Source organism: Pseudomonas sp. 7P_10.2_Bac1 (assembly GCF_025465935.1).
In the GTDB taxonomy this organism is placed as follows: Bacteria; Pseudomonadota; Gammaproteobacteria; order Pseudomonadales; family Pseudomonadaceae; genus Aquipseudomonas.
The window spans coordinates 27,889-54,290 of sequence record NZ_JANLNV010000002.1; the positions used below are offsets into that span (position 1 = coordinate 27,889).

General features: G+C 55.6%; 30 protein-coding genes, 1 tRNA gene and 1 pseudogene. 15 read left to right on the forward strand and 17 right to left on the reverse strand.

From position 1 onward, the window contains the following. Nucleotides 1–4 precede the first annotated feature (4 nt). Nucleotides 5–1,237 carry a 3-methyl-2-oxobutanoate dehydrogenase (2-methylpropanoyl-transferring) subunit alpha gene (locus NTD86_RS00375; protein ID WP_262200151.1) on the reverse strand — a complete coding sequence of 411 codons (1,233 nt, stop codon included), beginning with the start codon at nucleotides 1,235–1,237 and terminating at the stop codon, nucleotides 5–7. Nucleotides 1,238–1,442: 205 nt separating this feature from the next. Between NTD86_RS00375 and bkdR the strand changes: the two genes are divergently transcribed. Beyond that, complete coding sequence (gene bkdR / locus NTD86_RS00380) at nucleotides 1,443–1,931, forward strand: Bkd operon transcriptional regulator BkdR (protein ID WP_262200153.1); 489 nt, start codon at nucleotides 1,443–1,445, stop codon at nucleotides 1,929–1,931. A 95-nt stretch (nucleotides 1,932–2,026) separates the two neighbouring features. Here bkdR and NTD86_RS00385 read toward each other — a convergent pair whose 3' ends face one another. After that, on the reverse strand, nucleotides 2,027–2,572 hold the full coding sequence (locus tag NTD86_RS00385; protein ID WP_262200155.1) for a histidine phosphatase family protein: 546 nt from the start codon (nucleotides 2,570–2,572) through the stop codon (nucleotides 2,027–2,029). A 112-nt stretch (nucleotides 2,573–2,684) separates the two neighbouring features. On the opposite strand from NTD86_RS00385, the gene copC reads away from it, so the two are divergent. From copC to NTD86_RS00400, 3 genes are all read left to right on the forward strand, one after another. Further along, nucleotides 2,685–3,059: a copper homeostasis periplasmic binding protein CopC gene (gene copC, locus NTD86_RS00390; RefSeq protein ID WP_262200157.1), complete on the forward strand. Its 375-nt coding sequence runs from the start codon at nucleotides 2,685–2,687 to the stop codon at nucleotides 3,057–3,059. Between the two features lie 4 nt (nucleotides 3,060–3,063). Beyond that, nucleotides 3,064–3,909, forward strand: coding sequence for a copper homeostasis membrane protein CopD (gene copD, locus NTD86_RS00395; protein ID WP_262200159.1), 846 nt, complete (start codon nucleotides 3,064–3,066; stop codon nucleotides 3,907–3,909). Nucleotides 3,910–4,106: 197 nt separating this feature from the next. Further along, nucleotides 4,107–5,477 carry a GntP family permease gene (locus tag NTD86_RS00400; protein WP_262200160.1) on the forward strand — a complete coding sequence of 457 codons (1,371 nt, stop codon included), beginning with the start codon at nucleotides 4,107–4,109 and terminating at the stop codon, nucleotides 5,475–5,477. 67 nt (nucleotides 5,478–5,544) lie between these two features. Here NTD86_RS00400 and lpxO read toward each other — a convergent pair whose 3' ends face one another. From lpxO to NTD86_RS00430, 6 genes are all read right to left on the reverse strand, one after another. Continuing rightward, nucleotides 5,545–6,444, reverse strand: a complete 900-nt coding sequence (gene lpxO / locus NTD86_RS00405; protein WP_262200162.1) for a lipid A hydroxylase LpxO — start codon at nucleotides 6,442–6,444, stop codon at nucleotides 5,545–5,547. A gap of 236 nt (nucleotides 6,445–6,680) precedes the next feature. Further along, nucleotides 6,681–7,607, reverse strand: coding sequence for a PfkB family carbohydrate kinase (locus NTD86_RS00410; protein ID WP_262200164.1), 927 nt, complete (start codon nucleotides 7,605–7,607; stop codon nucleotides 6,681–6,683). Further along, nucleotides 7,600–9,063 carry a purine-cytosine permease family protein gene (locus tag NTD86_RS00415; RefSeq protein ID WP_262200166.1) on the reverse strand — a complete coding sequence of 488 codons (1,464 nt, stop codon included), beginning with the start codon at nucleotides 9,061–9,063 and terminating at the stop codon, nucleotides 7,600–7,602. Before NTD86_RS00415 ends, NTD86_RS00410 begins: the two co-directional genes overlap by 8 nt. A 93-nt stretch (nucleotides 9,064–9,156) precedes the next feature. After that, nucleotides 9,157–10,161: an ADP-ribosylglycohydrolase family protein gene (locus tag NTD86_RS00420; protein WP_262200167.1), complete on the reverse strand. Its 1,005-nt coding sequence runs from the start codon at nucleotides 10,159–10,161 to the stop codon at nucleotides 9,157–9,159. Further along, nucleotides 10,148–10,870 (reverse strand): GntR family transcriptional regulator, encoded by a 723-nt coding sequence (locus NTD86_RS00425; protein ID WP_262200169.1) that lies wholly within the window; start codon nucleotides 10,868–10,870, stop codon nucleotides 10,148–10,150. The genes NTD86_RS00420 and NTD86_RS00425 overlap by 14 nt, the downstream gene beginning before the upstream one ends. 155 nt (nucleotides 10,871–11,025) lie before the next feature. Further along, nucleotides 11,026–11,472 (reverse strand): NUDIX hydrolase, encoded by a 447-nt coding sequence (locus NTD86_RS00430; protein WP_262200171.1) that lies wholly within the window; start codon nucleotides 11,470–11,472, stop codon nucleotides 11,026–11,028. 174 nt (nucleotides 11,473–11,646) lie between these two features. Between NTD86_RS00430 and NTD86_RS00435 the strand changes: the two genes are divergently transcribed. Beyond that, nucleotides 11,647–12,159, forward strand: coding sequence for a GNAT family N-acetyltransferase (locus NTD86_RS00435; RefSeq protein WP_262200173.1), 513 nt, complete (start codon nucleotides 11,647–11,649; stop codon nucleotides 12,157–12,159). A 158-nt stretch (nucleotides 12,160–12,317) separates the two neighbouring features. Here the strand turns inward: NTD86_RS00435 and NTD86_RS00440 are convergent, their stop codons facing one another. The 4 genes from NTD86_RS00440 to NTD86_RS00455 all read right to left on the reverse strand — a co-directional run bounded on the left by NTD86_RS00440 (nucleotide 12,318) and on the right by NTD86_RS00455 (nucleotide 15,121). Beyond that, nucleotides 12,318–13,007, reverse strand: a complete 690-nt coding sequence (locus NTD86_RS00440) for an endonuclease I family protein (protein ID WP_262200175.1) — start codon at nucleotides 13,005–13,007, stop codon at nucleotides 12,318–12,320. 4 nt (nucleotides 13,008–13,011) lie between these two features. Further along, nucleotides 13,012–13,263, reverse strand: coding sequence for a DUF1654 domain-containing protein (locus NTD86_RS00445; protein ID WP_262200177.1), 252 nt, complete (start codon nucleotides 13,261–13,263; stop codon nucleotides 13,012–13,014). A 205-nt stretch (nucleotides 13,264–13,468) separates the two neighbouring features. Further along, the gene (locus NTD86_RS00450) at nucleotides 13,469–14,548 is read right to left on the reverse strand and encodes an asparaginase (RefSeq protein WP_262200179.1); all 1,080 of its coding nucleotides are present in this window, start codon (nucleotides 14,546–14,548) and stop codon (nucleotides 13,469–13,471) included. A 378-nt stretch (nucleotides 14,549–14,926) separates the two neighbouring features. Then, nucleotides 14,927–15,121, reverse strand: a complete 195-nt coding sequence (locus NTD86_RS00455) for a hypothetical protein (RefSeq protein ID WP_262200180.1) — start codon at nucleotides 15,119–15,121, stop codon at nucleotides 14,927–14,929. Nucleotides 15,122–15,436: 315 nt separating this feature from the next. Here NTD86_RS00455 and NTD86_RS00460 point away from each other — a divergent pair, with 315 nt between their 5' ends. After that, nucleotides 15,437–15,748, forward strand: coding sequence for an I78 family peptidase inhibitor (locus NTD86_RS00460; RefSeq protein ID WP_262200182.1), 312 nt, complete (start codon nucleotides 15,437–15,439; stop codon nucleotides 15,746–15,748). A gap of 70 nt (nucleotides 15,749–15,818) precedes the next feature. Here the strand turns inward: NTD86_RS00460 and NTD86_RS00465 are convergent, their stop codons facing one another. After that, the gene (locus NTD86_RS00465; RefSeq protein WP_003179963.1) at nucleotides 15,819–16,031 is read right to left on the reverse strand and encodes a cold-shock protein; all 213 of its coding nucleotides are present in this window, start codon (nucleotides 16,029–16,031) and stop codon (nucleotides 15,819–15,821) included. Between the two features lie 285 nt (nucleotides 16,032–16,316). Beyond that, nucleotides 16,317–16,625 carry a hypothetical protein gene (locus NTD86_RS00470; RefSeq protein WP_262200184.1) on the reverse strand — a complete coding sequence of 103 codons (309 nt, stop codon included), beginning with the start codon at nucleotides 16,623–16,625 and terminating at the stop codon, nucleotides 16,317–16,319. Nucleotides 16,626–16,985: 360 nt separating this feature from the next. On the opposite strand from NTD86_RS00470, the gene thrS reads away from it, so the two are divergent. The 9 genes from thrS to NTD86_RS00515 all read left to right on the forward strand — a co-directional run bounded on the left by thrS (nucleotide 16,986) and on the right by NTD86_RS00515 (nucleotide 24,440). Next, complete coding sequence (gene thrS / locus NTD86_RS00475) at nucleotides 16,986–18,908, forward strand: threonine--tRNA ligase (protein WP_262200186.1); 1,923 nt, start codon at nucleotides 16,986–16,988, stop codon at nucleotides 18,906–18,908. Then, the gene (infC, locus tag NTD86_RS00480; protein ID WP_173430611.1) at nucleotides 18,908–19,459 is read left to right on the forward strand and encodes a translation initiation factor IF-3; all 552 of its coding nucleotides are present in this window, start codon (nucleotides 18,908–18,910) and stop codon (nucleotides 19,457–19,459) included. Before thrS ends, infC begins: the two co-directional genes overlap by 1 nt. 60 nt (nucleotides 19,460–19,519) lie before the next feature. Beyond that, a complete protein-coding gene (gene rpmI / locus NTD86_RS00485) occupies nucleotides 19,520–19,714 on the forward strand; it encodes a 50S ribosomal protein L35 (RefSeq protein WP_002553160.1) in 195 nt (64 codons plus the stop codon). Between the two features lie 30 nt (nucleotides 19,715–19,744). After that, nucleotides 19,745–20,101: a 50S ribosomal protein L20 gene (gene rplT / locus NTD86_RS00490; RefSeq protein WP_262200187.1), complete on the forward strand. Its 357-nt coding sequence runs from the start codon at nucleotides 19,745–19,747 to the stop codon at nucleotides 20,099–20,101. A gap of 108 nt (nucleotides 20,102–20,209) precedes the next feature. Next, entirely contained in the window at nucleotides 20,210–21,226 is a 1,017-nt protein-coding gene (gene pheS, locus NTD86_RS00495) for a phenylalanine--tRNA ligase subunit alpha (protein WP_262200188.1), read from the forward strand. Between the two features lie 26 nt (nucleotides 21,227–21,252). Beyond that, entirely contained in the window at nucleotides 21,253–23,631 is a 2,379-nt protein-coding gene (gene pheT / locus NTD86_RS00500) for a phenylalanine--tRNA ligase subunit beta (RefSeq protein ID WP_262200189.1), read from the forward strand. A gap of 3 nt (nucleotides 23,632–23,634) precedes the next feature. Beyond that, nucleotides 23,635–23,937, forward strand: coding sequence for an integration host factor subunit alpha (gene ihfA, locus NTD86_RS00505; RefSeq protein WP_002553164.1), 303 nt, complete (start codon nucleotides 23,635–23,637; stop codon nucleotides 23,935–23,937). After that, nucleotides 23,918–24,274 carry a MerR family transcriptional regulator gene (locus tag NTD86_RS00510; protein ID WP_019829202.1) on the forward strand — a complete coding sequence of 119 codons (357 nt, stop codon included), beginning with the start codon at nucleotides 23,918–23,920 and terminating at the stop codon, nucleotides 24,272–24,274. The genes ihfA and NTD86_RS00510 overlap by 20 nt, the downstream gene beginning before the upstream one ends. Before the next feature lie 89 nt (nucleotides 24,275–24,363). Continuing rightward, nucleotides 24,364–24,440, forward strand: a tRNA-Pro gene (locus NTD86_RS00515). Nucleotides 24,441–24,522: 82 nt separating this feature from the next. Here NTD86_RS00515 and NTD86_RS00520 read toward each other — a convergent pair. From NTD86_RS00520 to NTD86_RS00530, 3 genes and pseudogenes are all read right to left on the reverse strand, one after another. Then, nucleotides 24,523–25,670 (reverse strand): annotated as a pseudogene (locus tag NTD86_RS00520) (tyrosine-type recombinase/integrase). Next, entirely contained in the window at nucleotides 25,571–25,987 is a 417-nt protein-coding gene (locus NTD86_RS00525) for a hypothetical protein (protein ID WP_262200190.1), read from the reverse strand. The pseudogene NTD86_RS00520 and the gene NTD86_RS00525 overlap by 100 nt, the downstream one beginning before the upstream one ends. A 40-nt stretch (nucleotides 25,988–26,027) precedes the next feature. Beyond that, nucleotides 26,028–26,402 (reverse strand): hypothetical protein (locus NTD86_RS00530; RefSeq protein ID WP_262200192.1); only part of this gene is annotated, 375 nt, incomplete at its 5' end.

The window sequence follows — 26,402 nt, forward strand, 5'->3', positions numbered from 1 at the left end:
CTGGTTATAACCCCAATTCTTGACGCTGCCGACGCAGGTGGTCGGGCATGTCCTTGTACACGTCTTCGAAAATCGTCGCGGCGCTTGGCATGTGACCGCCGGCCAGGGTGCCGAAACGTTCGGCTTCCTTTTGCGCACCGATGATCTCGGCTTCCAGTTCGGCGCTGACGGCGGCGTGCTCTTCCTCTGACCAGTTGCCGGTGGCAATCAGGTGCTGTTTGAGACGGGCAATCGGATCGCCTAGCGGGAAGTGGCTCCAGTCGTCGGCTGGGCGGTACTTGGAAGGGTCGTCTGAGGTGGAGTGCGGGCCTGCGCGGTAGGTCACCCACTCAATCAACGTAGGCCCCAGGTTGCGGCGCGCCCGTTCTGCGGCCCAGACCGAGGCGGCGTACACGGCCACGAAATCGTTGCCGTCAACCCGCAGCGAGGCAATCCCGCAGCCTACGCCTCGGCCTGCGAAGGTGGTGGATTCGCCGCCGGCAATTGCCTGAAAGGTCGAAATTGCCCACTGATTATTCACCACGTTGAGGATGACCGGAGCGCGGTACACGTGAGCAAACGTCAGGGCGGTGTGAAAGTCAGATTCGGCGGTGGCGCCATCGCCAATCCAGGCCGAGGCGATTTTGGTGTCACCCTTGATGGCCGAGGCCATGCCCCAGCCGACCGCTTGTACGAATTGAGTGGCGAGGTTGCCAGAAATACTGAAAAAGCCGTAGTCCCGCACCGAATACATGATGGGTAATTGCCGACCCTTGAGTGGATCGCGCTCGTTGGACAGTAATTGGCAGATCAGGTCGACCAGCGGCACATCGCGGGCCATCAAAATGCTTTGTTGGCGGTAGGTCGGGAAGCACATGTCATCCAGGTTCAGCGCCAGGGCCTGGGCGCTGCCAATGGCTTCTTCGCCCAGGCTCTGCATGTAGAACGACATTTTTTTCTGACGCTGGGCGACCACCATGCGGGTGTCGAAAATTCGTGTTTTCAACATCGCGCGCATGCCGGCACGCAGCACCTCGGTCGGTACGCCCTCGGCCCATGGGCCCAGCGCTTGCCCTTTGTCATCGAGCACACGGATCAGGCCTTTGGCCAAGTCAGCGGTGTCTGCGGGATCTACGTCGATAGCGGGTTTGCGAACCTTGCCTGCATCGGTCAGGCGAAGGTAGCTGAAGTCGGTCTTGCAGCCTGGACGGCCGGAGGGCTCGGGAACGTGCAGACGCAGCGGTGCATAGTCGGTCATGGCTTTCTCTACGCTCGATTTTGTCGTGTTTATTAGGCGCGGGAGCTCGTTTTACGTCGAAGATCTGGCCGTTGAAAAAGCCAAATCTTGTCCTACAACAATCATATGCCTGACAGTGAAGAATATTTATCTGTAGTTCGTTGTGCTTTGTGACCAATCAGGATAAGAATTCTGCATAAACATAAAAAACAGGTGTTTTTATCTCATGCGCAAGCTAGATCGGACGGATATCGGGATTCTCAACAGCCTTCAGCAGAATGCGCGTATCACCAACGCGGACCTTGCACGCTCGGTGAACTTGTCACCGACGCCATGTTTTAACCGGGTCAAGGCCATGGAAGAACGCGGGCTGATTCGTGATCAAGTGACCTTGCTCGACGCTGACATGCTGGGGCTGCACGTTAACGTGTTTATTCATGTCAGCCTTGAGAAGCAGGTCGAGGAGGCGTTGCAGCACTTTGAGGCGGCAATTTCTGATCGCCAGGAAGTCATGGAGTGCTACCTGATGGCGGGCGATCCGGATTATCTGATTCGGGTGTTGGTGCCGAGCATTCAGGCCCTGGAGCGATTCATGATGGACTTTCTGACCAAGGTCCCTGGTGTGGCGAATATCCGCTCCAGCTTTGCTCTCAAGCAGGTGCGCTACAAGACGGCGCTGCCGTTGCCACCGGGCGGGTTGACGCTGGAAGAGTGATCTGCGCGCCCTCTGTAGCAGTTGACGAGCCTTGCGAGGGTGGGTCGGGCCGCGCAGCTGTCGCACATTCAGGTTGCGCGGTGTGTCTCAGCCACTCAAAACCGTAGACGCCATCGGTCATTGAAGCGCAGGTCGACCACTGCCAGCGGCTCAATATCGATCAGATTAAAAGACGCGGTGCTGGCCTTTAGCGCATGCAGGATGGCTGCGCGAATGACGAACGGGTGCGTCACCACCGCAAAGTGGCCTTCTTCGCGAAAGGTATCAAGCCAGGCTGCGACCCGTGCGCACAGGGCCTGTACTGATTCGCCGCCAGGCGGTGCCTGGTCCGGGTGGTTGATCCAGTCGGCAAGTGTCTGGGGGATGTTCTGTTGCAGGTCGGCCAGGCTGTGGCCTTTCCAGTCACCCGCGTCGTAATCCTCAAGCTCGGGGATGATTTCAATTTCGCCGCCCAAGGCCTGGGCGGTCTGCAATGTGCGGGCCTCGGGCGCGCAGAGAATTCGCACGGGCTTTTTCAGGGCAGAGGCGATAAGCGCCGTTTTCTCCAGGCTTTTAGGCTCAGGTGGCTCGTCCAGAGCAAAGCGGCCCAGACGCTGTGCTTCAGTGCGGGCGTGAGAAATGAAACTGAGGCGAGTGGGCATTATCAATTCCTTGCGCGTTACGTGTGGTTGTCGCTCGGGTGGAGCATGAGCGCCCCCAAATCAGATTAGGCGAGTATTATTGCGGCGTATTCCTATCTCAAGGTACTTCGCGATGTCAGCTGCTTTCTTGAAAAAAATCCTCAATACAACAGCGTTGGTGGCATTGATGGCCAGTGCCGGCGCCGCATTCGCCCATGCGCACCTGCAGCAAGCGACCCCGGCCGCAGATAGCAGCGCCAGTGACGTCAAGGAGTTGCGATTGCAGTTCAGTGAAGGGGTCGAGCAAGCGTTCACCAAAGTTGCGCTCACCCACGATGGCGCCCCGGTTGCGCTGAGCAGTGTCAAAACCGAGCCAGCCGATAAGAAAGTGCTGGTGGTAACGCCTGAGCAGCCGCTGGTAGCAGGGCAGTACGAGGTCAAGTGGAATGCGGTGTCTGTTGATACCCACAAAACTGAAGGTACTTATAGCTTTAAGGTGAGCAACTGATCTGATGTTCAGCGCCATGGTGGTCTGCCGTTTCGTGCATTTCAGTGCGGTCCTGCTGTTGTTTGGTGGCTGGGTGTTCAGGCCGTTGTTGCTGGGGCCGTTCTCGGGGGGGCGGCCACCTCTGCGCGCCGCTTGCCGTGGTTTGGCCTGGTTGGCGCTGGTCAGCGGCATCGCCTGGCTACTGCTGACCACGTTCTCGATGGCCGGTAGCTGGTCCGACACCCTTGACCCGGCAACCCTGAAACTGGTGCTGGGCAGTACTTTTTTTGGGAAGGTCTGGACCGCTCATCTGCTGCTCAACGTGCTGTTGCTTGTCGCGTTGTACACCACGTTCCGTTTTGGCCTGATCGCTGTCGTCAGCTTTTTGCTGTTGGCCACCCTGGCGCCTGTTGGGCATGGCGCGATGCTCGATGGCTGGCAGGGCCAGTTGCTGATCCTGAACCAGATGATCCACTTATTGTGCGTTGGCGCCTGGGTCGGCGGCCTGGCGGTGTTGTGGTGGGTGTTGACGCGTCCGGCTGGGGTTGAGGTCGATGCGGTGCTACGCCGCTTCAGTCATATCGGCTTTGTGCTGGTGGCCGGGATAATTGTGACAGGCCTGATCAATACCCGGGTGCTGACGGGAGCGCTCTGGCCTACGCCGCTGTTTCAGGGGTTTGCGCTGATTCTATTGATCAAGGTGTCATTGGTCGTCCTGATGCTGCTTTTGGCCTTGTTCAATCTGGTCATGAGCCGCGCAGGGCATTTCGCTGTTCTGCGCAGCAGTGTCGCCCTCGAGTGGTTGCTGGGCTTGTCGGCGATAGCGGCTGTTTCTTTGCTCGGAACCTTGCCGCCGTTGGTCGTCAGTTAGAGGCTGTTCCCCTTCGGGTCGCGTGTCAAATTTGGCCAGGCTGCGGTTCAGAGCCAGATTTGACACAGCGACGCGCCTTGTAATTAAACGGGATCAGCCGCTGAGATCGATCTGTCTCATTCTTCATCCTGAGCACTTTTGGCATCCGTTATATTTACCTCTCTCGTAACAAAAAAAGACAAAGAGAGGGCTCAACGTTGGATCTTTCAACTCCACTATGGCTGGCACACGACACTCAGTTAATCGTGTGCTGCTTGCTGGCCATTGTTGCCATCATCGTTCTAATCAGTGTTTGTAAGCTCACGCCCTTTCTGTCGATTCTGATCGGTACTTTTATCGCGGGAATCGGTGCAGGTTTGCCACCAGAAGTGGTCGCCAAGGCTTTCAGTAAAGGGGCAGGGAGCATTCTCGGAGAGGCGGGCATCATTATTGCGCTGGGCGCGATGCTCGGTGCCTTGATGGCGGAATCCGGGGCTGCGGATCAGATCGCTTCAACCTTGCTGCGCCATGCGCGGGGCCGTGCCTTGCCGTGGGTGATGGCACTGGTGGCAATGGTGATCGGGCTGCCGCTGTTTTTCGAAGTCGGTCTGGTGCTGATGGTACCGATCATTTTTGTGATCGCCCGGCAGTCCGGCCAACCGCTGCTCAAGGTCGCCATTCCGGCATTGGCCGGGATGACGGCGCTGCATGCTCTTATGCCTCCGCATCCGGGCCCGCTGATCGCGGTCAGCGCTTTGCACGCCGATTTGGGGCTGACCATGCTGTTGGGGCTGTGCCTGGCGATTCCGGCGGTGATCCTGGCCGGGCCGCTGTACGGCATTTGGCTGTCCAAACGCATGCATGTGGTCGAGCCGGCCGAGTTGGGCGAACTGTTTTCCGCCAAGGTTCCAACCCGTCGCAAGCCGAGTTTCGGCGTGTCCCTGCTGATTATTCTGTTGCCGGTGCTGCTGATGTTGGGCAGCACGCTGGCCAAGGTCGCAATGGCACCCGAGAGTAGCCTGGCCAAGACCTTGAAGTTTCTGGGGGAGCCTTTGATCGCGCTGGGGCTGGCGGTTTTGGCGGCGGTGATTTGCCTGGGTTGGTCCATTGGCATGGCCCGCGACCAAGTGGGCGGGGTGCTGCGCAAAAGCCTGGCGCCGATTGCCGTGCTGTTGCTGACTATTGGTGCGGGCGGCGGCTTGAAAGAGACTCTGCTACAAGCCGGGATCAGCGACACCATCAGTAAAGTGGCGACCGGCACACACTTGTCCTTCGTGATGCTGGCCTGGCTGATTGCCGTGGCGTTGCGTCAGGCAACAGGTTCGGCAACGGTTGCGACCACCACCACGGCGGGTATTTTGGCGCCGTTGATTATCGGGCTTGAGGGTGTTCAGGGCTCGCTGGTAGCGCTGGCGATCGGGGCAGGCTCGGTATTCTTTTGCCACGTCAACGACGCGGGCTTCTGGATGGTACGTGAATACTTTGGTTTACAACTCAAGCAGACCCTGATGGTGTGGTCGGTGCTGCAAACCATCGTCTCGCTAGTCGGATTGTTGGGCGCGCTGTTGCTGTGGAATTTGTTGGTCTGACGCCTGGAGGAGCGAGCTTGTCTCGCGATCTTTTGATCATTCAAAAGATCGCGAGCAAGAGGGTGGGTTAAATCAGCAGGAACACTGCCAGCAATCCACCAAAGATCGCCCATTTTTCCAGGTAGTAGCGCGTGCGATTGCGTTTCTTCATTTCCTTGCCGCGCAGACGAATCTTGTACAGTCGGGTAAATGCCCTGTTCAGCCCGCCTGTTTTATCGTTGGCGTCGTTCGGTGAACTGGCCGCAGCCATGATGGTCCGGCTGAACCACTGGTTGAAGGCTGCTGCCCAGCGATATTGCATCGGGCGTTCAATATCACAGAACAAAATGATGCGGTTTTTGTCGGTGGTGTTTTCGGCGTAATGGATAAAGGTTTCGTCGAACATCACCGCTTCGCCGTCATGCCACGCATAGTTCTGGCCATCCACGTTGATGTAGCAACCCGGATCATTAGGGGTGTCCAGGCCCAGGTGGTACCGCAACGAACCAGCGTAAGGGTCGCGATGGCGAACCAGTTTCGAGCCTGGCGGCAACTCGGCAAACATCGCTGCCTTGACCGTCCCGATACCGTTGAGAAGCTCAATGGTCCGCGGGCACAGTTCCACCGCTGACGGGTGGTTGTCGCCATACCATTTCAAGTAGAAACGCTTCCAGCCGCTCTTGAAGAACGAGTTGAACCCCACGTCGTTGGGTTGCTCGGAGCGTTTGATCTCACCGGCCTGCATCAGGTTTCGCGCTTCTTCGCGGATTTCCTGCCAGTGATCCTGGAGCACCTGTAGCTGAGGGAAGTCAGCCGGTTTCAAGTAAGGCTGGCTAGGCACCTTGGAAAACAGATACAGGAAGCAGTTGATCGGCGCCAGAAACGAGGAGTGGTCGCTTAATTGGCGCCCCAGCTTGTGGCGGACCTTGCCCCGCAGGTGCACGTACGCAATAGAAAAGACGTAAACAGCAATAATGATGAGTTTCAAAAGTATCGTCACACAGTAAGAGAAACTCCGCCCTGCATGCACGCAAGTGGCCCGACATCCTGTAGGAATTGCCGGGTATTGGTGTAGCTGGATGGGAGCCAAAGCGTAAGGTTAAAACGCAGCTTGAGCATTTTCCAGCTTTTGACGATAGATATGTGAGTGTCTTCCTACAGTCTTTGGTCGGGTTGCGAGTCAGATTTTGTTTGTTTTGCTCAAATTCGATGTTGTTTATGCGCTTAAGCGTGTATGCCCTGGATAAATCTTTCAACTTCGTCGGCTTTTGGAGCGGTTGCTGGCCCCCAGCGAGTGACCGCTAGAGCTGCAGCTGCATTGGCGCGTTTGGCGGCGTCTGGCGCGGTGTGGCCAGCACCCAGCGCGGCGAGCATGACCCCGGTATGCGCGTCTCCCGCGCCATTGCTGTCGAGGGCGCGCACAGGGAAACCGTCAATCAACTGCGCGCCGTGGCTGTCGCTGATCCAACAGCCTTGCGGGCCGTCGCGCACCACCACCAGACAAGCGTCGAGCAAGCGCGATCTCAGGTCGATTAGAGCGTCTGCTATGGCGGGGCAGGAGGTGAACGCTTGTGCTTCACTGCGGTTGCTGGTCCACAGATTCAGGTGGGGTAACAGGGCGTTGATCAGCGCGGGGTCAATCGTTTGCACCAACGGTCCCGGATCGAAAGTGACATGTACGCCTTGCGACAGCCCCTTGAGCCAATTGAGCAAGGACTCGGCCTTGCCCGGATGCAGCAAGCTGTAGCCGCTGACATACACGTAATCATCAGGTTCGACGCGGACCGCTGCGAGGTCTTCGCTCGACAGGATTCCTTCGGCGCCAATGCAGGAAATAAATGTGCGCTCGGCATTGGCCTCTGTCAGGGCGACGCAGAGCCCGGTATCTTTTTGGAGGTCAATCGGCTGGATGATCTCAATGCCTTCGTCCTGCATGGCCGAACGGGCAATGTCACCGAACTGGCCTTGACCGTGTCGGCCCAGGTAGAGGGTTTTCAGGCCGTTGCGCTGCGCCGCGGCCATCACATTGAAACCGCCGCCGGCATGGAAACTGGCGCTGTTGGCCAGCGCATCGCCACCCGAGCGGGGCAGGGTATCGAGTGCCATGACCAGGTCAATAATGACTTGGCCGGTGTGAAGCAATCTAGGCATTGGCAGATCCCGTAATGGCTGGGCGGCGGTCTTTTGCGCCGCCCAACAGTGCATACAAGCCGCCCGCGACTACAAATGTCACGACCCAGCCAAGCCCGTTATGGCCCAGCCATGAGTCAGCCAGCGGCCCGATGAACCAAGTGGTATCAGAGCTGCCGACCTGTGTGAAGCAGAACCCCAGAACCAGTGCCAACGCCCAGGAGCCTAGCGCTCGCCACTCGATGCCGCCGTTGTACCAATAGCTGCTGTTGCGGCTCAGGTCCATCAGGTCGGCGGGGCTGTAATACTGGCGATGGATCAGGTCGACGACAAAGATCGCGACCCACGCGGTTATCGGAATCGCCGTCAGCGAAATAAAGGTAATGAAGGGGGCGTAAAAACTGTCGGCATACAGCATGAAGTAAGTCGAACCCGCGAAAATGGCGACAATATCGACGACAACAGCCTGTACGCGCTTGATTTTGATTCCCAGCGTCAATGTGGTGAGACCGGCCGAGTACACGGACAAGTGGTTGGACAGCAGCAAGCCGCCAAATGCGCTGAGCAGGTAGGGTACCGCCATCCAGGCGGGCAGCATGTTGCGGATGGCTGCGATAGGGTCAGTGGCTGAGGCGAGGTCGTGGTTGCCGACAGACAATAAGCCGCCCAGGGTAATCAGCAATACCAGCGGGATGCCTGCGCCACACGCCGCAGACGCGACCAGTTGCCGGGCGCTCACGCTGCGATGCTGATAGCGCGACATGTCGGCACCGGCATTGGCCCAGCCGATCCCTGTGCCCGCCGCCATGATTCCGATCCCGATAATCATGGCGCTGATTGGTGCCGATGGGGCACTGAATACAGCTTGCCAATCGATGGTTGCACAGAGAAATCCCGCAACCACCAGGTTGAGCGCGCCAAACACGTAAGTTGCCCACTGTTGAATGACCAGCAGCGTGGCATGGCCCAATCCCGATACCGATAGGGTCAACAGGGTAAAGATGGCGATAAAGAGCAGGGTCAGTAGCGGTGCGTGCGTGGCCTGGGTAGGCGTGTCGAACACAATGGCGGACAACGCCAGCAGTACATAGGCGGCGGTGGTGGTATTGACGGTTTCCCAGCCCACGCGTGAAATCAAAGAAACCAGCGTAGGTCCGATGTTCCCACGTACACCGAAAATTGCCCGTGACAACGTAAGGCTGGGTGCGCGGCCACGGCGTCCGGCGATGGATATCACGCCGACCACGGCGAATGAGCCAGCTGCACCGAGCAGCGCAACAATCATGACCTGCCAAATGGCCAACTGGTGAAAGGCCACCAATGTTGCGCCCAATGGCAACCCGAGGATGCTGATGTTAGCCGCAAACCAGACCCAGAACAGTTGTAAAGGGTTGCCATTGCATTCGTTTTCGGGAACCGGTTCGATGCCACGGGTTTCCAGTTGCCCGGCACTGTGCCCGGCGTTGGGATTGCTCATGGGGTTCTGCTCCTGGTGTTGTTATTACCGTGCGGACACAGTCGCTCGCAGCTCCTTTGAGCACTGTTGATGTGGCGCTCCTTCGCGGTTTGTTCAGGCGTTGCGTAGTCTTAATAACTGACCGACCAACGTTTCCAACTTCAGGTTGTTCACTGCTTTGACTTGCTGGATCAGGGGCTGGGGCCAGTGTTCCAGCCCTGCGCAAGCGCCGAGCATCGCGCCGAGAATGCCGGCGATGGTGTCGGTGTCGCCGCCAATGCTGGCGGCGATGCACAGGGCGTCAAAAGGGTTGAGGTTGCTGCTGGCAACCCGTTGCGCAAGGGCAAAGGCTGCCACTACCGATTCTTGTGATGCGACGGAGGTGCCGATCACGTCGTAAAGCAGATCACCAACGTTGTCAGGGTTGCATTCCAGGCTGGCACGCCGGGCCCATCTGATGCGTGGGCCGATGCGCCCACCGGCAACCCAATGGCCGTGGTGTTCGGCAATGAAGGCCATTTCAGTGCCTGCATTGAGGGCATGTTCAAGTTGTTTACCGTTGATACCACTGGAAATCACCGCCGCCACGGCGGCTGCGCTGGCGATGCCCAGGCTGGTGTTATGAGTGACCTGGCAAGCCTGGATAACTGCAGTGATAAATCGGTCGGGATGGCTGATATCGGCGGCTATGCCGACGGGTGTAATGCGCATTGCTGCGCCGTTGGTAGTGCCGTAGCGCCCTGACTCTTCTGGGCTTCTGCCTGCAAGAATCATCTCGATGGCGCGTTTGGTGGAAGGCCCCAGCAAGTCTTGGGAGCCTTTGGCCTGCATCGCGGCTTCCCAGGCGATCAGACGTTGTGCAAGGGTATTTGGATCAATGTCGCCATTGCTGTCCACCAACAGTTGAGCGACCAGGATCGCCTGTTCGGTGTCGTCAGTGATCGAACCCCTGGGCATGCCGGGAGCGATGGGCTGGTCGGCAGGTGCGTCTACCAGCCCGGTAATCTGCCCGAACCGTGCCATGATTTGGGCGCGGCTAAAGGATTGGGTCGGCATGCCCAAGGCGTCACCCAAAGCCAGGCCATAAAAGGCGCCCAGCGCACGATCACTTGATTTCATGTGCGGCTCCAAAGGAGTGGTGCATGCGAAAGTGAGTGGGATCTAGCCAACTTTCGACGTGTTCCATCAATCGCCCATGGCGGTCATAAGTGGTGCGTAATGTCTTGAGAAACACTGTGCCTGCGGGCCGTCCCAGCAAGTAGGCGTCTTCTTCATTGAGCGGCTCGGCGCCTATCCACTGGTCGCCATGATCCCCAATGAAGCCATAGGCGGCGAGGGTGATAGTGAGTGAGTCATCGATCATGCCGACCCCTGGCAGGCCTTCAAGACCGCCAGTGGCCGGGATGAGTGAGCGCTCCAAAGATATCGCTGTCCCGTCATCGCGACGTCTGCGTCGCTCCAGCATGATGAATTGGCTCATACCAAACTGCAGGTTCAGCTCGGGGCGATCGACAGCCTCAAGTTTGAGCTGTTCGGTATGGATGCGCGCACCAGTACTTGCCAGAGCATGAGCCCAGCCGTTTTTTTGATCAAGTGGTATGCCATCAAAGGTCACGACCGAGCCTCCAGCAGTGCGTCGAGCAATGTATTTGCGTCGCTCCAGCTCCATCAGTGCCTTATGCAATGTGCTGCGACTGACGCCCAGCTCCTGGGCAAGCTTTTGTTCGCCGGGCAAGACATAACCGTCTTCCATGAGCCCGCTTTCAATCTGGCGGACGAGCTCATTGACTACCTGTTGCTTTTTGTTAAATCGAGCTTGTTTTATCATGCAGAGAGTAATAGCTCAGGCCTGACAGTTCGGCAATAAATGAGTTCCATGAAATTTTCATTGGAACTAGAGGTTTTTGACTCACGGTTATTTTTAATCCTGAGCCGCGCAATGGTTTCGTTATCACCTCTGCCCATAAATGCCCCGTGATCCGCTTAGCTTAAGTGCAGACCCAGTATCGACAGTAGATCCTGAGGGAAAACTAGGGCCGATGTTTGCTGCAATGCTTCTCGTGACCACCAGCGGTGCTGGGTCATGAGCAGGCGTTCTTGAGCGGTCCAGCCCCCATCGGATACGTGTTCGGTGGGGGAGTGAACGATAAAGAAGCGCTCATCGGCCATCACCCATTCACCGTCCGGCAGTTGCATCTCGAACACTCGCTGTGCGTGTTCGGCGCCCACATTGCGGGCTGTTATTCCAACTTCCTCATACAGTTCGCGAATGGCGGCCTGCTCAAAAGTCTCTCCCGGTTCTACTCCGCCGCCGGGTGTGGCCCAGTATTCCTGCCCTTGCAAGGCTCCGGTCTTATGGGTGAAGCGGAAAAGGAGTACACGGTTTTCGGGGCTTATGACAAGCAATCGGGAAGAAGGACGTTGGCGCATCAGTGAGCTCACGGTGGCTTTTATAAGAAGGGATGAAGGCATTCAAGCGTCTGTTGTCAGTATGCGCGCGTGAGCCTGAAGTGTGTTTTGCATTTTTTTGATATTTACAATGGCGCTTGAAGGCATGAAAGATGGGGAGCTTGTCATCCATCATTCTATTTAAGAGGGCATACCGTGATTCGTAGTGCTCAACCCAGTGATGCCGCCGGCATCGCCAGGGTCCATGTACGCAGTTGGCAGCAAGCGTATGCGGGGCTGATGCCCGCAGAGTACCTTGATGCTTTGGAGAAGACGCTGACGCAGCGTGAAGCCGGATGGCGTAAGGCTATAGAAGATGCTCAGGAGCAGGCTTTTGTGGCTTTGGTCGAGGGGGAAATTGTTGGTTGGGTGGCGGTTGGAGGCAGCCGTGATGCAGATGTCGAGCCGCAGGAAACCGGTGAGGTACGTGCCATTTATGTCCTTGCCGAGTATTGGCGCTCAGGCATTGGTCGGGCGCTATGGGTGGCAGCAATCAACGCGCTGATTGAACAGGGCTTCAAGCGCGTGACTCTGTGGGTGCTTGCTGATAACCAACGTGCGATTAGCTTTTACAGTCGCGCTGGCCTGGCTCCTGAAATCGCCTCCCGACGTAGTCTGAGTCGTGGTGGTCGTGAGTTGGAGGAGGTTCGTTATCAGGGGGCGCTGTGAGGCGATGTATCAAGCAGCGGGCGATACTTGGTTCTGTCGTCCATGCATGGCATGGCAAGCAGATCTCCACACCGAATGCGCTCTGCCGCGTAGATACATAAGGGTAAAGCAGACTGGTTTGAATGCATGCCCCTCATAAAGAGAAGGGCATGTATTGCCTAGCCGCAGGCCTTGAGGTTGACCGGACCGACAAATTCGTTGCCACGGCCCATCACGCAGGCCACCGCCTGGTTGCGTTGGCGTTCCCAGGCTTGGACTGGATAGGTCTTGTTCCAAGCTTCGTACAACTGACGATCCTGTTTGGACAGGCGCAAGTTGTAGTGTTTGCTCATATAGAAGTAGGTGCGCGCTATCATCCCGCGTATGGATGGGCGGGGCATGACTTTTTTGGCTTTGAAATCGACTTGCGTCAGGCAAGAGCCATATTGGCCCGGCTGTGCGGGCAGCCAACCAAAGCTGAAGTTGTTGCGATCACCGTTCACCTCACCAATGCTGGGCACCAGGTTGTGCAGGTCGGCCTCTGCCACCTTGTAGACCTGATCATTGCGGGTGCAGTTTTTCCGTCCTCCGTTCTGCCAGCATTGGCGTTGATGGCCAATTTGCCAGGCGGGAACAATATGCTCCCATTCAATCCGCGCTGCACGGGTGGCATTTTTGCGTGGAACGTAACCACATCCTTTGAGATCGACGCGGTTGCCGGTGTATTTGCAGCCGCAATAAAACTCTGTGGATTGCGGAGCGTAGAGTTTCCAGGCGACCTTTTTAGCTTCGTTGAAGGTTTGTGGGGCTGCGGCATGTGCGTTTAAAACAGTAAAGAGGCTGGCAAAAGCCAGTAAACGAACCCTCATTGACTCAGTCTTCCTCAGGTACGGTCCAGAAAACATTGACTCCGCCACAATCACGATGGGCGATGGTGACGTTATCGTTTTCGGAGATTTCTTCCAGCAAGCGTTCCCAGAACTCGGGGTTGTCACCTTCTTGCCGTTCAAGCACCGCCATCCTGTCTTTTTGGGCTTTAGGCGAGCTGATGATTTTTTGTATGCGCATCCCGAAAACTTCGTACGGACTTGGAAGGGTAGGCTCTTTCGCCCCTTTTTTAGCCATGATGCAATCCTTGGTTAGCTGTATGCGCATACAGTATTTAACTGCGAGAGATTTGGCAACTATTTGAGTTTCTCGCGCTGCCGGGATCGGACTGCTTTTTTTCGGTTTAGTGCGAAAACAAGAGGAGAATCAAGTAAATAGACCACTCATTCGGGTGAATGAGTGGTACAGGGTCTAACGCCGGGCGGCGTTTGACGCGAGGGGTTTAGTATTCCCAGAACATCCGTTGCAGCTCTTTGCTGTCTTGGGTTTTGGTCAGGCCGACCATGGCCAGGATGCGGGCTTTTTGTGGGTTCAGGTCGTGAGCGACAACCCAGTCGTATTTATCGTCAGGCTGTTCTGCGTTGCGCAATACAAAGCCGCCATTGTTTACGTGCGAAGACCGAATGATTTGCACGCCATCTTTACGTAGCTCTTGCAGGGTTGGGACAACACGCGAGGATACCGAGCCGTTGCCTGTGCCGACGTGGATGATGGCTTTAGCGCCGTTTTGTGCCAGTGCCTTGTAGGCCGTATCGTCTACGTTGCCGTAGGAATAGGCGATGCCGACATTGGGCAGGGACTTGATGTTTTTGATGTCGAACTCGGAGTCCATGGTATGACGCTTGGCTGGCAGGCGGAACCAGTAGGATTTGCCTTCAACCACCATGCCCAGAGGCCCCCAAGGGCTTTTGAACGCTTCGGTCTTGATGTTCATCATTTTGCTGACGTCACGACCGGACTGGATTTCGTCGTTCATTGTGACCAGTACACCTTTGCCTCGGGCTTCTTTGCTGCCCGCAACGGCTACGGCGTTGTACAGGTTGAGCATGCCGTCAGCGGACATGGCAGTGCCCGGACGCATGGAGCCGACCACGATGATCGGTTTGTCGGTTTTTTCGACCAGGTTGAGGAAATAAGCCGTTTCTTCCAGGGTGTCGGTGCCGTGTGTAATGACGATCCCGTCGACATCTTTGCTGTCTGCCAGTTCGGCGACGCGGCGTCCCAATTGCAGAAGGTTGTCGTTGGTAATGCTTTCGGAAGCGATCTGCATGACTTGTTCGCCACGCACGTTTGCCAACTGGCTCAGTTCCGGAACCCCGGCGATCAGTTGATCGATACCCACTTTGGCGGCGGTGTAGGTTGCGCTATTTGCGGCGCTTGCGCCCGCACCTGCGATAGTGCCACCGGTGGCCAGGATGACCACGTTAGGCTTGCTGACGGCCTCTTGCGCGTGGGCAGTAGGCAGGGCCAGAAGAAGGGCCAAGGCGCCCGGAATAATGGTTTTCAGGACTGCTGTTTTCATTGTTGTCTCTCTTATTAGTAAGCGCCTGGGTTGGCGCAGCGCATGCCGGCAGGAGGTATGCACTGAAGAGATGGCAGCACAGTCCATGCCAGCATCAATTCCAATGTGTATTTTTTTAACTCATTGTTTTATTAAGAAATTATTTCAGCTTTCTAAGGCGTTTCTCGAGGGCGGACGGATTCCCGAACATTTGAGAGGTTGTCTGTTCGGGGAATCGACTGTGTATTGGCTTTTTGGCAATTCGGGGCTTGCAGGTGCAAGCATGCTCAGGAGAGGCTTTTGAGGGGGGGGCGCTAGGCACGGCGAGCAAGTAGGTCCGGGAATGGTCCGGTGCTTGAGCGTTGCTTGCAAAGCAAAAGAGAGAAGGGGGCGGCGGGTTTACTTTGGAATGTCAGCGAGTTTGTATTTTTCGAAAACTTGGCTGACGAATGCTCGGGCAGCTTCTGTCCCCAGTTCTTTCACTAAAAGATCAATGCCGATGATGGCCAACTCTTCCGGGCTGCCAGGGCTGTAGGAGCATTGCCCTTGCGGCCATTTGGCTTTGATATCTGCATCGATGCTGACTGTTGACATGGAGTTCTCGTGTGAGGTGTTTCAAAAAAGCGATTTTAGCAAAATGTCATCAGCAGACGATCATGGGGATGAAAAAATCATTCCGTTGCGCTGCTTGTGTGACTGATTTACAGGTTAGCCGCCACTTCATGACGATATTGATGTCGGTTGATGACTCGTACATATTTAGTCACGATTAGGTATGCGAAGACGTTAATCAGTCGGGCAGAATCTGGAACCCTGGGGGGCTGATTCGAAATCGCTATCAGGCCGCATGCAACCTATGTCCGGAAAAGCTGTCGCAAGGTTTCGGACTATTCATCTTAAGGAGGCTTCATGTCCTGGAAGCTAGCGTCATTGGGTTCATTGTTGGCAGTCGTAGTGCTGTCTGGGTGCAGCAGCACGCAAGAAGCTGCGAAGGAGCCCGTCGTTGACGCTGGGCATACCCGTTGCGATGCCAAGGGGGCCGATTTTGCAATTGGCCAGAAAGCCTCTTCCAGCCTGCTGGAGCAAGCCCGTGTCAAGGCCGGCGCGCAGACTGCCCGTATCTTGGGGCCTCACGACATGATCACTCTTGAGTATCGTTCTGACCGGTTGAACCTCAATGCCGACGACAGTGGTGTCATTACCCGCGTTAACTGCGGTTAACCACACATAGCGGTGTGTCAGGCATAAAAAACCCCGTCACATGGACGGGGTTTTTTTGTTCGCGGAAGAATTACTCCGGACGAACTTGTGCAGCTTGCATACCCTTTTGGCCTTTCTCAGCCACGAAGGAAACGGTTTGGCCTTCTTTCAGGCTTTTGAAACCGTCGCTTTCGATAGCTTTGAAGTGTACGAACAGGTCGTCACCGCCACCTTGAGGAGTGATGAAGCCGAAGCCTTTTTCATCGTTGAACCATTTTACGGTGCCGGTTTGGCGATTAGACATGGTGTATCTCCAAGAAACTTATATTTTCAGTAGTACTGTGCTGCTCAGGCCAACTGGGCACACTTGGCTATCATAGTCGAAATGTGCGGTTTGGGACCCCCCCTGAACCGTAGTTTGCAGCATTGTTAGCTTTTGTCTGGCGTTAAAAAAGTCTTCGAGCCCCATTTTATGGGGCTTTCAGGGCGAAAACAGCCTTAAAAAAAAGCAGCTAATGGGACGTATTTTTTAGCTACAGGGCTACATTCAAGGTGTTTTTGCCTTGTTTAATGCCGTTTGGCGGCCTAATTACTGGGGTTTGGGGCTTGCTTTGCACTGCGCGATGGCATTCAGCGCATCTTGTTGCAGTTGAGGATTCTTAGCCCCTTGCGGGCTCATCAATTCTTTGATTTGAGCCGTGGTGAAGTTCTTTTCGATTTTGTCCGCGCCACAAGCACAGTGCGCCTTGGCGTCTTTTTCAGGGATGGATTGAGCGGCCGCGGGCACACACTGGGCCATGTACTGGGCTTTCAAGTCTTTAGGCCACGCTGCCTGAGCGCTCAGTGGCAGCAGCAGGGCCAGGGGTGCAGCGAAAGCCAATAGATGAGTCATGCGCATGTGATGCTCCTTGTGATCGATGAATCTGGAATGATGTCACTCACCATCTGAGGCAATAATTAAGCTCAAGTTCATCATTTAGCAAAATCCGCTGGCTGCCCCCGTGAAAAGAAAGAGGAAGGGGCGGTGCCCTTGCATCTGTGTTAGCATGCCGCCCTTGGCTGATTTGTGCCATGGCAAGCTCTCGGGCTGCCGGGCAATGCCATAAACTTTTGATTTGAATTCCAGTCACTCTGGTTCGGTTTACGGTTGGCCGCAAGGCTCCTGCCACTGTGAGGCAGGTTCACCACCGAATCGCGTACTGGCTCATCCCAACCCACGTGACCTTTGGTAGGGGTCACCACTAGGAGAGGAGGCGCCATGCCAACTATTACTCTTCCCGACGGCAGTCAACGTTCATTCGATCATCCAGTCTCTGTGGCCGAGGTCGCTGCTTCAATTGGCGCGGGCTTGGCCAAGGCCACCGTGGCCGGCAAGGTCAACGGCAAGCTGGTTGATGCCTGTGATCTGATCGAACATGACTCCACCTTGCAAATCATTACGCCCAAGGATGAAGAGGGGCTGGAGATCATTCGTCACTCTTGTGCCCACTTGGTCGGTCATGCTGTCAAGCAGTTGTACCCGACAGCCAAAATGGTCATCGGCCCTGTCATTGACGAAGGCTTTTACTACGATATCGCTTATGAGCGTCCGTTTACTCCGGATGACATGGCGGCTATCGAGCAGCGCATGCAGCAGTTGATCGAAAAAGACTACGACGTCATCAAGAAGGTGACTCCGCGCGCTGAAGTAATCGAGTTGTTTGCCGAGCGCGGTGAAGACTACAAGCTGCGCCTGATCGACGACATGCCGAACGAGCAGGCCATGGGCTTGTACTTCCATGAAGAATACGTCGATATGTGCCGTGGGCCTCACGTGCCAAATACCCGTTTTCTGAAGTCATTCAAGCTGACCAAGCTGTCGGGCGCCTACTGGCGTGGCGATGCCAAGAACGAGCAGTTGCAGCGTATCTATGGCACGGCCTGGGCCGACAAGAAGCAATTGGCTGCTTACGTTCTGCGGATTGAAGAGGCAGAAAAGCGCGACCATCGCAAGATCGGCAAGCGTCTTGGCCTGTTCCATACCCAGGAAGAAGCGCCGGGCATGGTGTTCTGGCACCCGAATGGCTGGACGCTGTATCAGGTACTTGAGCAGTACATGCGCAAGGTGCAGCGTGAGAATGGCTATCAGGAGATCAAGACGCCTCAGGTAGTGGATCGCAGCCTGTGGGAGAAGTCCGGTCACTGGGCTAACTACGCTGAAAACATGTTCACCACCGAGTCGGAGAGCCGCGACTACGCGATCAAGCCGATGAACTGCCCTTGCCACGTGCAAGTGTTCAACCAGGGGCTGAAAAGCTACCGTGAGTTGCCGTTGCGTCTGGCTGAGTTCGGTGCTTGCCATCGTAATGAGCCGTCGGGTGCCTTGCACGGCATCATGCGTGTGCGTGCGTTTACTCAGGATGATGCGCATATTTTCTGCACCGAAGAGCAGATGCAGGCAGAGTCAGCTGCTTTCATCAAGCTGACTCTGGACGTGTACGCAGACTTCGGTTTCAAGGATATCGAGCTCAAGTTGTCGACTCGCCCTGAGAAGCGCGTAGGTTCCGACGAGCTATGGGATCGTGCTGAAGGGGCGTTGGCTGCAGCGCTCGATAACGCTGGCCTGTCTTATGACCTGCAGCCGGGTGAGGGGGCGTTCTACGGTCCGAAAATCGAGTTCTCGCTAAAAGATTGTCTCGGTCGTGTGTGGCAGTGTGGTACCTTACAGCTCGATTTCAACCTACCGATCCGTCTGGGCGCTGAATATGTGTCCGAAGACAACAGCCGCAAGCACCCTGTTATGTTGCACCGCGCGATCCTCGGATCGTTTGAGCGTTTTGTCGGTATTTTGATCGAGCATTACGAAGGTGCGTTCCCTGCGTGGCTGGCGCCAACTCAGGCAGTGGTCATGAATATCACTGATAAACAGGCAGATTTTGCCGCCGAAGTTGAAAAAACTCTCAATCAGAGCGGATTTCGTGCCAAGTCTGACTTGAGAAATGAAAAGATCGGCTTTAAAATCCGCGAGCATACTTTGCTCAAGGTTCCCTATCTTTTGGTTATTGGAGATCGGGAAGTCGAGATGCAGACTGTCGCTGTGCGTACTCGTGAAGGTGCTGACCTGGGCTCGATGCCCGTCGCCCAGTTCGCTGAGTTCCTCGCGCAAGCGGTTTCCCGGCGTGGTCGCCCAGATTCGGAGTAATTATTATTAAGCGTGAAATGAGACAAGATAAACGAGCTGCACCGAAAGCCCCGATCAACGAGAATATCTCGGCACGCGAGGTTCGGTTAATTGGCGCTGACGGCGAGCAGATTGGCATCGTCTCGATTGATGAAGCGCTTCGTATCGCTGAAGAGTCCAAGCTGGACCTGGTAGAAATCTCAGCGGACGCAGTCCCGCCTGTTTGCCGGGTGATGGACTACGGCAAATCGATCTTCGAGAAGAAGAAGCAGATTGCTGCGGCGAAGAAGAACCAGAAGCAGATTCAAGTAAAAGAAATCAAGTTTCGTCCAGGGACGGAGGAAGGGGATTACCAGGTAAAACTGCGCAACCTGGTACGTTTCCTGAGTGATGGGGACAGGGCCAAGGTTTCATTGCGATTCCGCGGCCGTGAGATGGCCCACCAGGAGCTGGGTATGGAACTGTTGAAGCGGGTTGAAGCTGACCTTGCCGAATACGGGACCGTCGAACAGCATCCTAAGATGGAAGGACGCCAACTTATCATGGTCATCGCCCCGAAAAAGAAGAAGTAACCACCAGGGCACGGCAGGCCTTGCGGTTATGTTTATCAACTGAATGCGGAGTATCCGAACATGCCAAAGATGAAGACTAAAAGTGGTGCTGCTAAGCGGTTTCTGAAAACTGCAAACGGTATCAAGCACAAGCACGCTTTCAAGAGCCACATCCTGACCAAAATGTCGACCAAGCGTAAGCGTCAACTGCGCGGTAGCAGCTTGCTGCATCCGTCTGACGTGGCAAAAGTCGAGCGCATGCTGCGCCTTCGTTAATTTTTGGATCAAGACTAGAGGAAGTAACTCATGGCTCGTGTAAAGCGTGGCGTCATTGCCCGTAAACGTCACAAAAAAATTCTGAAACTTGCTAAAGGCTACTACGGTGCACGTTCGCGCGTATTCCGTGTTGCCAAGCAAGCGGTAATCAAGGCAGGCCAATACGCCTACCGTGACCGTCGTCAGAAAAAACGTCAGTTCCGCGCTCTGTGGATCGCTCGTATCAACGCTGGTGCTCGTATCAACGGTCTGTCTTACAGCCGTTTGATCGCTGGCCTGAAAAAAGCTTCCATCGAGATCGACCGTAAGGTTCTGTCTGATCTGGCAGTGAACGAAAAAGCGGCGTTTGCTGCGATTGTCGAGAAAGCTAAAGCCTCCTTGGCTTAAGTACCCCCGACAGTTCTTGCGCTCACTTTTGTGGGCTCAAGCGCTAAACGTCTTAAATAGGGGAAGAGCCTTCAAGCTCTTCCCCTATTTTGTATCTGGAGTCTGTACATGGAAAACCTGGATGCGCTGGTCTCTCAAGCACTAGAGGCTGTGCAAAGCGCTGAAGATATCAATGCCCTGGAGCAAATCCGGGTTCAATACCTTGGCAAAAAGGGTGAATTGACTCAGGTGATGAAGACCCTGGGGAATTTGCCAGCAGAAGAGCGTCCACAAGTGGGTGCCTTGATCAACGTTGCCAAGGAACGTGTTACAGAGGTTCTCAATACGCGCAAGGCGCTGTTTGAAGAGGCTGAACTGGCTGCCAAACTGTCCGCCGAGTCTATTGATGTGACCCTGCCTGGCCGCGGCCAGACCTCCGGCGGTCTGCATCCGGTGACCCGGACTCTGGAACGTATCGAACAGTTCTTCACCCATATTGGATACGGCATTGCCGAGGGTCCTGAGGTCGAAGACGACTATCACAACTTCGAGGCGCTCAACATCCCAGGCCATCACCCGGCCCGGTCGATGCATGACACCTTCTATTTCAATGCCAACATGTTGTTGCGCACCCATACCTCCCCGGTACAGGTCCGCACCATGGAGGCTCAACAGCCGCCGATCCGCATCGTCTGCCCAGGCCGTGTGTACCGTAGCGACTCAGATATTACTCATTCGCCGATGTTCCACCAGGTTGAAGGCCTGCTGGTTGATCGCGATATCAACTTCGCGGACCTGAAAGGGACCATCGAAGAGTTCCTGCGGGTGTTCTTCGAGAAAGAATTGGCCGTGCGCTTCCGTCCGTCGTACTTCCCGTTCACTGAGCCTTCGGCTGAGGTGGATATGGAATGTGTGATGTGCAGCGGCAAGGGCTGCCGTGTCTGCAAGCAGACCGGGTGGCTTGAAGTCATGGGCTGCGGCATGGTGCATCCAAATGTGTTGCGCATGTCTGGAATCGACCCGGAAGAGTTCTCGGGCTTTGCTTTCGGCATGGGTGTTGAGCGTCTGGCCATGCTGCGTTACGGCGTGAACGACTTGCGTCTGTTCTTCGATAACGACTTGCGGTTCCTCGCGCAATTTCGCTAGTCGTAACGAATTCTTAGGAGAGCAGGATGAAATTCAGTGAACAGTGGCTGCGTGGTTGGGTTAACCCGCAGGTAGGTCGCGACGAGCTGGTTGCTCGTTTGTCGATGGCCGGTCTTGAGGTCGATAGCGTTACGCCGGCCGCCGGTGTATTCAGCGGTGTAGTCGTGGGAGAGGTGCTCAGCACCGAGCAGCACCCGGACGCCGATAAGTTGCGCGTGTGCCAGGTCAGTAATGGCGCCGAGACCTTTCAGGTAGTTTGCGGTGCGCCAAACGTGCGTCCCGGCCTGAAGATTCCGTTCGCCATGATTGGTGCCGAACTGCCAGGTGATTTCAAAATCAAGAAAGCCAAACTGCGTGGCATTGAATCCAATGGCATGCTGTGCTCGCAAGTCGAGCTGCAAGTTGGTGAAGGCAATGACGGTTTGATGGAGCTGCCGGCCGATGCGCCGGTGGGCGAGGATTTCCGTGTTTATCTGGGGCTGGAAGACGCCATTATTGAAGTCGACCTGACCCCTAACCGCGGTGACTGCTTGTCGCTGGCGGGTTTGGCTCGGGAAGTGGGTGCGCTGTACGCAGCCGAAGTGAAACGTCCTGTAGTGGCTGCTGTTACAGCTGTACACGATGAAACCCGCCCTGTTGAAGTCTTGGCACCTGCTGCGTGCCCGCGTTACTTGGGACGTGTCATCCGTAATGTCGATCTGTCCCGTCCTACGCCGCTGTGGATGGTTGAGCGTCTGCGTCGAGCAGACGTACGTAGCATTGACGCGGCTGTCGACATCACCAACTACGTGATGCTGGAACTGGGTCAACCGTTGCACGCATTCGATCTCGCCGAGATCAATGGTGGCATTCGTGTGCGCATGGCTGAAGAAGGCGAGAAGCTGGTGCTGCTGGATGGTCAGGAAGTGGCCCTGCGTAGCGATACGCTGGTGATCGCTGATCACTCCCGTGCCTTGGCAATCGCTGGCGTGATGGGCGGTGAGCACAGCGGCGTGTCGGCAACAACCCGCGATGTGTTCCTTGAAAGTGCATTCTTCGATCAAATTGCTGTTGCAGGCAAAGCGCGTTCTTACGGTTTGCATACTGACGCTTCGCATCGCTACGAGCGTGGCGTAGATTGGAAACTGGCACGCGAAGCGATGGAGCGGGCCACAGGTTTGCTGCTGGAAATCACCGGCGGTGAAGCGGGTCCAATCGTTGAAGCCGTCAACGAGCAATACCTGCCATCCATTGCGCCGATCACCCTTCGTGCTGCGCGTATTACCCAAATGCTGGGTTTGGAAATGGACCCGGTCGAAGTTGAGCGTCTGCTCAGCGCGTTGGGTTTGACCATCTCCGCCGACGGGCAAGGGCAGTGGCGTGTGGAAGTCCCAAGTCATCGTTTCGATATCAGCCTTGAAGTTGATTTGATCGAAGAGCTGGCCCGTCTTTATGGTTACAACCGTCTTCCGGTTCGTTACCCGCAAGCTCGCCTTGCGCCACAGGCGAAAGCTGAAGCGCGTAGCGAACTGCCGGAATTGCGTCGTCTATTGGTCGCGCGCGGCTATCAGGAAGCAATTACTTACAGTTTTATCGATCCGAAGCAGTTCGAATTGTTCAGCCCGGGTGTTGAGCCTCTGTTACTGGCCAATCCGATCTCCAACGACATGGCGGCCATGCGCGCTTCACTGTGGCCGGGCCTGGTTAAGTCCTTGCAGCACAACCTCAACCGTCAGCAAGACCGCGTTCGTCTTTTCGAAAGTGGCCTGCGGTTTGTAGGGCAGCTGGAAGGCTTGAAACAGGAGCCGATGTTGGCTGGTGTTGTATGCGGCACGCGTCTGCCAGAAGGTTGGGCGCAAGGTCGTGATGTTGTCGATTTCTTTGACGTCAAGGCTGACGTTGAGGCTGTACTTGGTTTTGCTGGCGCGCTTGCTGACTTCACCTTCGTGGTGGGTAGCCATCCAGCTCTGCACCCTGGTCAAACCGCTCGTATTGAGCGTGATGGCCAAGAAGTGGGCTATATAGGTGCCATTCACCCTGAGCTGGCGAAAACCTTGGGCCTGGATCGTCCAGTGTTCCTGTTTGAGCTGGTATTGGCGGAAGTGGCTTCGGGCAAAATGCCTAAATTCCACGAGCTGTCGCGCTTCCCGGAAGTCCGTCGTGACCTGGCGCTGTTGGCTGATCGTGACGTTGCAGCCAGCGACGTGCTGAATGTAATCCGTGAAAATGCAGGCGAATGGCTCACAGACCTCAGGCTATTTGACGTTTACCAGGGTAAAGGCATTGATCCGCATAGAAAAAGCCTTGCAGTTGGCTTGACCTGGCAGCATCCATCGCGCACTCTTAATGACGATGAGGTGAACACCACGACACAAAATATCCTCACCTCGCTCGAAAACAGGTTGAACGCCACGTTAAGGAAGTGACGTATGGGGGCTCTGACGAAAGCTGAAATGGCGGAACGTCTTTATGAAGAGCTGGGCCTGAATAAACGCGAAGCCAAAGAATTGGTTGAGCTGTTTTTCGAAGAAATCAGGCACGCTCTTGAAGACAATGAACAGGTCAAATTGTCAGGTTTTGGCAATTTTGATTTGCGTGACAAGCGACAGCGGCCTGGCCGCAATCCGAAAACGGGAGAGGAAATCCCGATCACGGCTCGCCGTGTGGTCACCTTTCGTCCAGGGCAGAAGTTGAAAGCCCGAGTAGAGGCCTATGCTGGAACCAAGTCATAACGACGAGCTCCCGCCGATCCCAGGCAAACGCTACTTCGCCATTGGCGAAGTTAGCGAGCTATGTGCGGTTAAACCGCACGTGCTGCGCTATTGGGAGCAAGAGTTTCCTCAACTCAACCCCGTGAAGCGTCGCGGAAACCGCCGGTATTATCAGCGACAGGACGTCCTGATGATCCGGCAGATTCGCGCACTCCTTTACGACCAGGGCTTCACCATTGGCGGCGCCCGTCTAAGGCTGTCAGGTGATGAAGCCAAAGACGACACTACGCAATACAAACAACTGATCCGCCAAACGATCTCCGAGTTGGAGGATGTTTTACTGGTACTTCGCAAATAAACCTGCGTTTAAAATACTTCCGTATTTCAAACGCTTAAGGTATATTTCTCGACGTTCTAGCAACACGCAACATAGATGTAACGCCTAGTCGGGGCGTAGCGCAGTCCGGTAGCGCACTAGCATGGGGTGCTAGGGGTCGAGTGTTCGAATCACTCCGTCCCGACCATATTATTCAATGACTTAGCCACCTTTTGGTGGCTTTTTCATTTCTACCCTAGTGACTTTTCGAGTGACCTTGGGTTTTTCTGCTATCCCTGCCTCCTTTTCAGGATCGTCAGCGCTGGTGCGCGTGAGTCGGTTGCTGATACCTTATTTGCAGCCTCAATCAGTTGGTCCAGCTCTGCCGCTGAGTAGTGACTGGTGATGCTGCCGTTCTTATGGCCGAGCAAAGCTTTGCGATCCTCCTCAGTCACGCCTGCTGCACGTAGCCTTCTGCCAAAGGTGTGCTTCAGGTCGTGAATGCGGATCCGGGCGAAACCATCGTGTGCCGGCCGCAAATACTTCTCCTGCCATTTCTTCGCCGCCCTGACCCTAGCCTTCTTCCAGGCTGAGTCATTCATCCGGTGAACCGTCGTTTCGTTGCCATCGCCGTCTGGCTTGCCAAAAGGGAAAACGTACAGCTTGTGCTGGCCTCGCTGCTTTTCGATGACCGACTTGGCCACGGTGTTGAGAATCACCAGGCGCTCGTCCCGGTTCTTCACGCCAGACCTTGCGCTTCGCCCGCCGAAGCCGGCCGGAATCAAAAATACCGTGGTATCCAGCTCCGGTACCGCAATTTCCCAATCCCACTGAAGCTTGCAGACTTCCTGCTCCCGACACCCGGTGTTGACCTTGAACATAGCCATGGTCTGCAGATGTGCCGGAAGCTCTGCGAACAGAATCGATTGCTCCTCCCATGAAAGCGGGTAGGGCTTTCGGCTGTTTGTCTTCTCGTCGAGTAACGAGATCATCGGCACAACGTCGAGCCAGGGTCTGCGCTCTTCGTCCCGCCACTTGCGTGCACACAGGTTTAGAACCCTGATTACCCTTTGCAGGGCAATGTTGACTGTACGATTCGTTACCGGCTTACCCTCGGCAGGGTGAAGCTTGGAATGAATGTACGGTGCCAGGGAGTCGTCATCGATGTGCGTGATTGGCATATCCCCAATGAACGGATCAAGCTGAGCCATATAGGTTGCAGATATATTGACGCTTGATCCTTCACCTCCAGCAAGAAGCGGGTAGCCGCTTCTCGCCAGGTCCTTACCTTTCTGACACCGTAGACCTTTTCTTGCCGAAGCTTTTCAAGCATGTGGATCAGGTATTGCTCGGCTTCGGCCCGGTCACAAGTGCCAGTACTCTCCTGAATTCGTTCTCCTCTGTACTTTTTGTCGATCTTCCAGATGCCGTTCGGCATTTTCTGGAGGCCGGTGATTGCTTTTTGGGCCATGGCGTAGCTCCGTTATCTTTGCCTTGGCGCTCGCTGCGAGGCCGATTGTTGTCCTGATTAACCGCTTTTTCAATCGACTTGCGCTCAACGTACGAGTCGGCCCATGCGTCGAGTTCCAGCCGATCAAAGCCAACACCTTGTTTCCCTATGGGAAATTCGCGCACGTGCGGGCGAACTGTTTTGTTGAATTCGTCCCGGCACATACCGAGGTATCCAGGTGCATCCATTGCGCGGAGGAATCTGGGCGGGATTGGCGCGACCTGTGCCGCGCTACGATTTGACATAGTTTTCTCCGTGCCGCCGCGCTGGTCGGCAGAGGGTGGGTTACTGGATGGCTTTTTTGATTTGCTTGCTCGGTTCCGCAATGCCTTCATAAGCAGGTACCGGGTCGCCATTGATGGCGGCTTGATCGATTCGCGCATTGAGGCCAGAAAGGACGGTGACCGCGGGTTTTATTAATGCTTGGTGCTGGGCTAGCTCATCTCGACCGATATCCCAAAAGTGCTGCCCCCAGTGTCCGGCCGGTGGTGGTATGGTGTTTTGCGCGCCGAGTGTCAGGGCTCCAGCTACTTCATCGAACAGGTCGCGCATGTAGGCTTTGTCGTTATCGATGCTCAGGCCGTTTCGGCGCAACGCGTCGAGGGTATGGTTGAAGTGCGATTCTGGTGAGTGCCGCTTTAGCGGTTGGCTCTGAGTTAG

Bases quoted from the DNA above. Each gene is read 5' to 3' on its own strand.
- NTD86_RS00375 (WP_262200151.1), bottom strand. From the start codon at position 1,237: ATGACCGACTATGCACCGCTGCGTCTGCACGTTCCCGAGCCCTCCGGC.
- NTD86_RS00445 (WP_262200177.1), bottom strand. From the start codon at position 13,263: ATGGCTAAAAAAGGGGCGAAAGAGCCTACCCTTCCAAGTCCGTACGAA.
- ihfA (WP_002553164.1), top strand. From the start codon at position 23,635: ATGGGGGCTCTGACGAAAGCTGAAATGGCGGAACGTCTTTATGAAGAG.
- pheT (WP_262200189.1), top strand. From the start codon at position 21,253: ATGAAATTCAGTGAACAGTGGCTGCGTGGTTGGGTTAACCCGCAGGTA.
- NTD86_RS00465 (WP_003179963.1), bottom strand. From the start codon at position 16,031: ATGTCTAATCGCCAAACCGGCACCGTAAAATGGTTCAACGATGAAAAA.
- NTD86_RS00440 (WP_262200175.1), bottom strand. From the start codon at position 13,007: ATGAGGGTTCGTTTACTGGCTTTTGCCAGCCTCTTTACTGTTTTAAAC.
- NTD86_RS00385 (WP_262200155.1), bottom strand. From the start codon at position 2,572: ATGCCCACTCGCCTCAGTTTCATTTCTCACGCCCGCACTGAAGCACAG.
- NTD86_RS00415 (WP_262200166.1), bottom strand. From the start codon at position 9,063: ATGAGCAATCCCAACGCCGGGCACAGTGCCGGGCAACTGGAAACCCGT.
- rpmI (WP_002553160.1), top strand. From the start codon at position 19,520: ATGCCAAAGATGAAGACTAAAAGTGGTGCTGCTAAGCGGTTTCTGAAA.
- NTD86_RS00525 (WP_262200190.1), bottom strand. From the start codon at position 25,987: ATGTCAAATCGTAGCGCGGCACAGGTCGCGCCAATCCCGCCCAGATTC.
- NTD86_RS00420 (WP_262200167.1), bottom strand. From the start codon at position 10,161: ATGAAATCAAGTGATCGTGCGCTGGGCGCCTTTTATGGCCTGGCTTTG.
- rplT (WP_262200187.1), top strand. From the start codon at position 19,745: ATGGCTCGTGTAAAGCGTGGCGTCATTGCCCGTAAACGTCACAAAAAA.
- NTD86_RS00510 (WP_019829202.1), top strand. From the start codon at position 23,918: ATGCTGGAACCAAGTCATAACGACGAGCTCCCGCCGATCCCAGGCAAA.
- NTD86_RS00425 (WP_262200169.1), bottom strand. From the start codon at position 10,870: ATGATAAAACAAGCTCGATTTAACAAAAAGCAACAGGTAGTCAATGAG.
- NTD86_RS00455 (WP_262200180.1), bottom strand. From the start codon at position 15,121: ATGTCAACAGTCAGCATCGATGCAGATATCAAAGCCAAATGGCCGCAA.
- copC (WP_262200157.1), top strand. From the start codon at position 2,685: ATGTCAGCTGCTTTCTTGAAAAAAATCCTCAATACAACAGCGTTGGTG.
- thrS (WP_262200186.1), top strand. From the start codon at position 16,986: ATGCCAACTATTACTCTTCCCGACGGCAGTCAACGTTCATTCGATCAT.
- NTD86_RS00460 (WP_262200182.1), top strand. From the start codon at position 15,437: ATGTCCTGGAAGCTAGCGTCATTGGGTTCATTGTTGGCAGTCGTAGTG.
- copD (WP_262200159.1), top strand. From the start codon at position 3,064: ATGTTCAGCGCCATGGTGGTCTGCCGTTTCGTGCATTTCAGTGCGGTC.
- NTD86_RS00430 (WP_262200171.1), bottom strand. From the start codon at position 11,472: ATGCGCCAACGTCCTTCTTCCCGATTGCTTGTCATAAGCCCCGAAAAC.
- NTD86_RS00470 (WP_262200184.1), bottom strand. From the start codon at position 16,625: ATGCGCATGACTCATCTATTGGCTTTCGCTGCACCCCTGGCCCTGCTG.
- bkdR (WP_262200153.1), top strand. From the start codon at position 1,443: ATGCGCAAGCTAGATCGGACGGATATCGGGATTCTCAACAGCCTTCAG.
- NTD86_RS00410 (WP_262200164.1), bottom strand. From the start codon at position 7,607: ATGCCTAGATTGCTTCACACCGGCCAAGTCATTATTGACCTGGTCATG.
- NTD86_RS00450 (WP_262200179.1), bottom strand. From the start codon at position 14,548: ATGAAAACAGCAGTCCTGAAAACCATTATTCCGGGCGCCTTGGCCCTT.
- pheS (WP_262200188.1), top strand. From the start codon at position 20,210: ATGGAAAACCTGGATGCGCTGGTCTCTCAAGCACTAGAGGCTGTGCAA.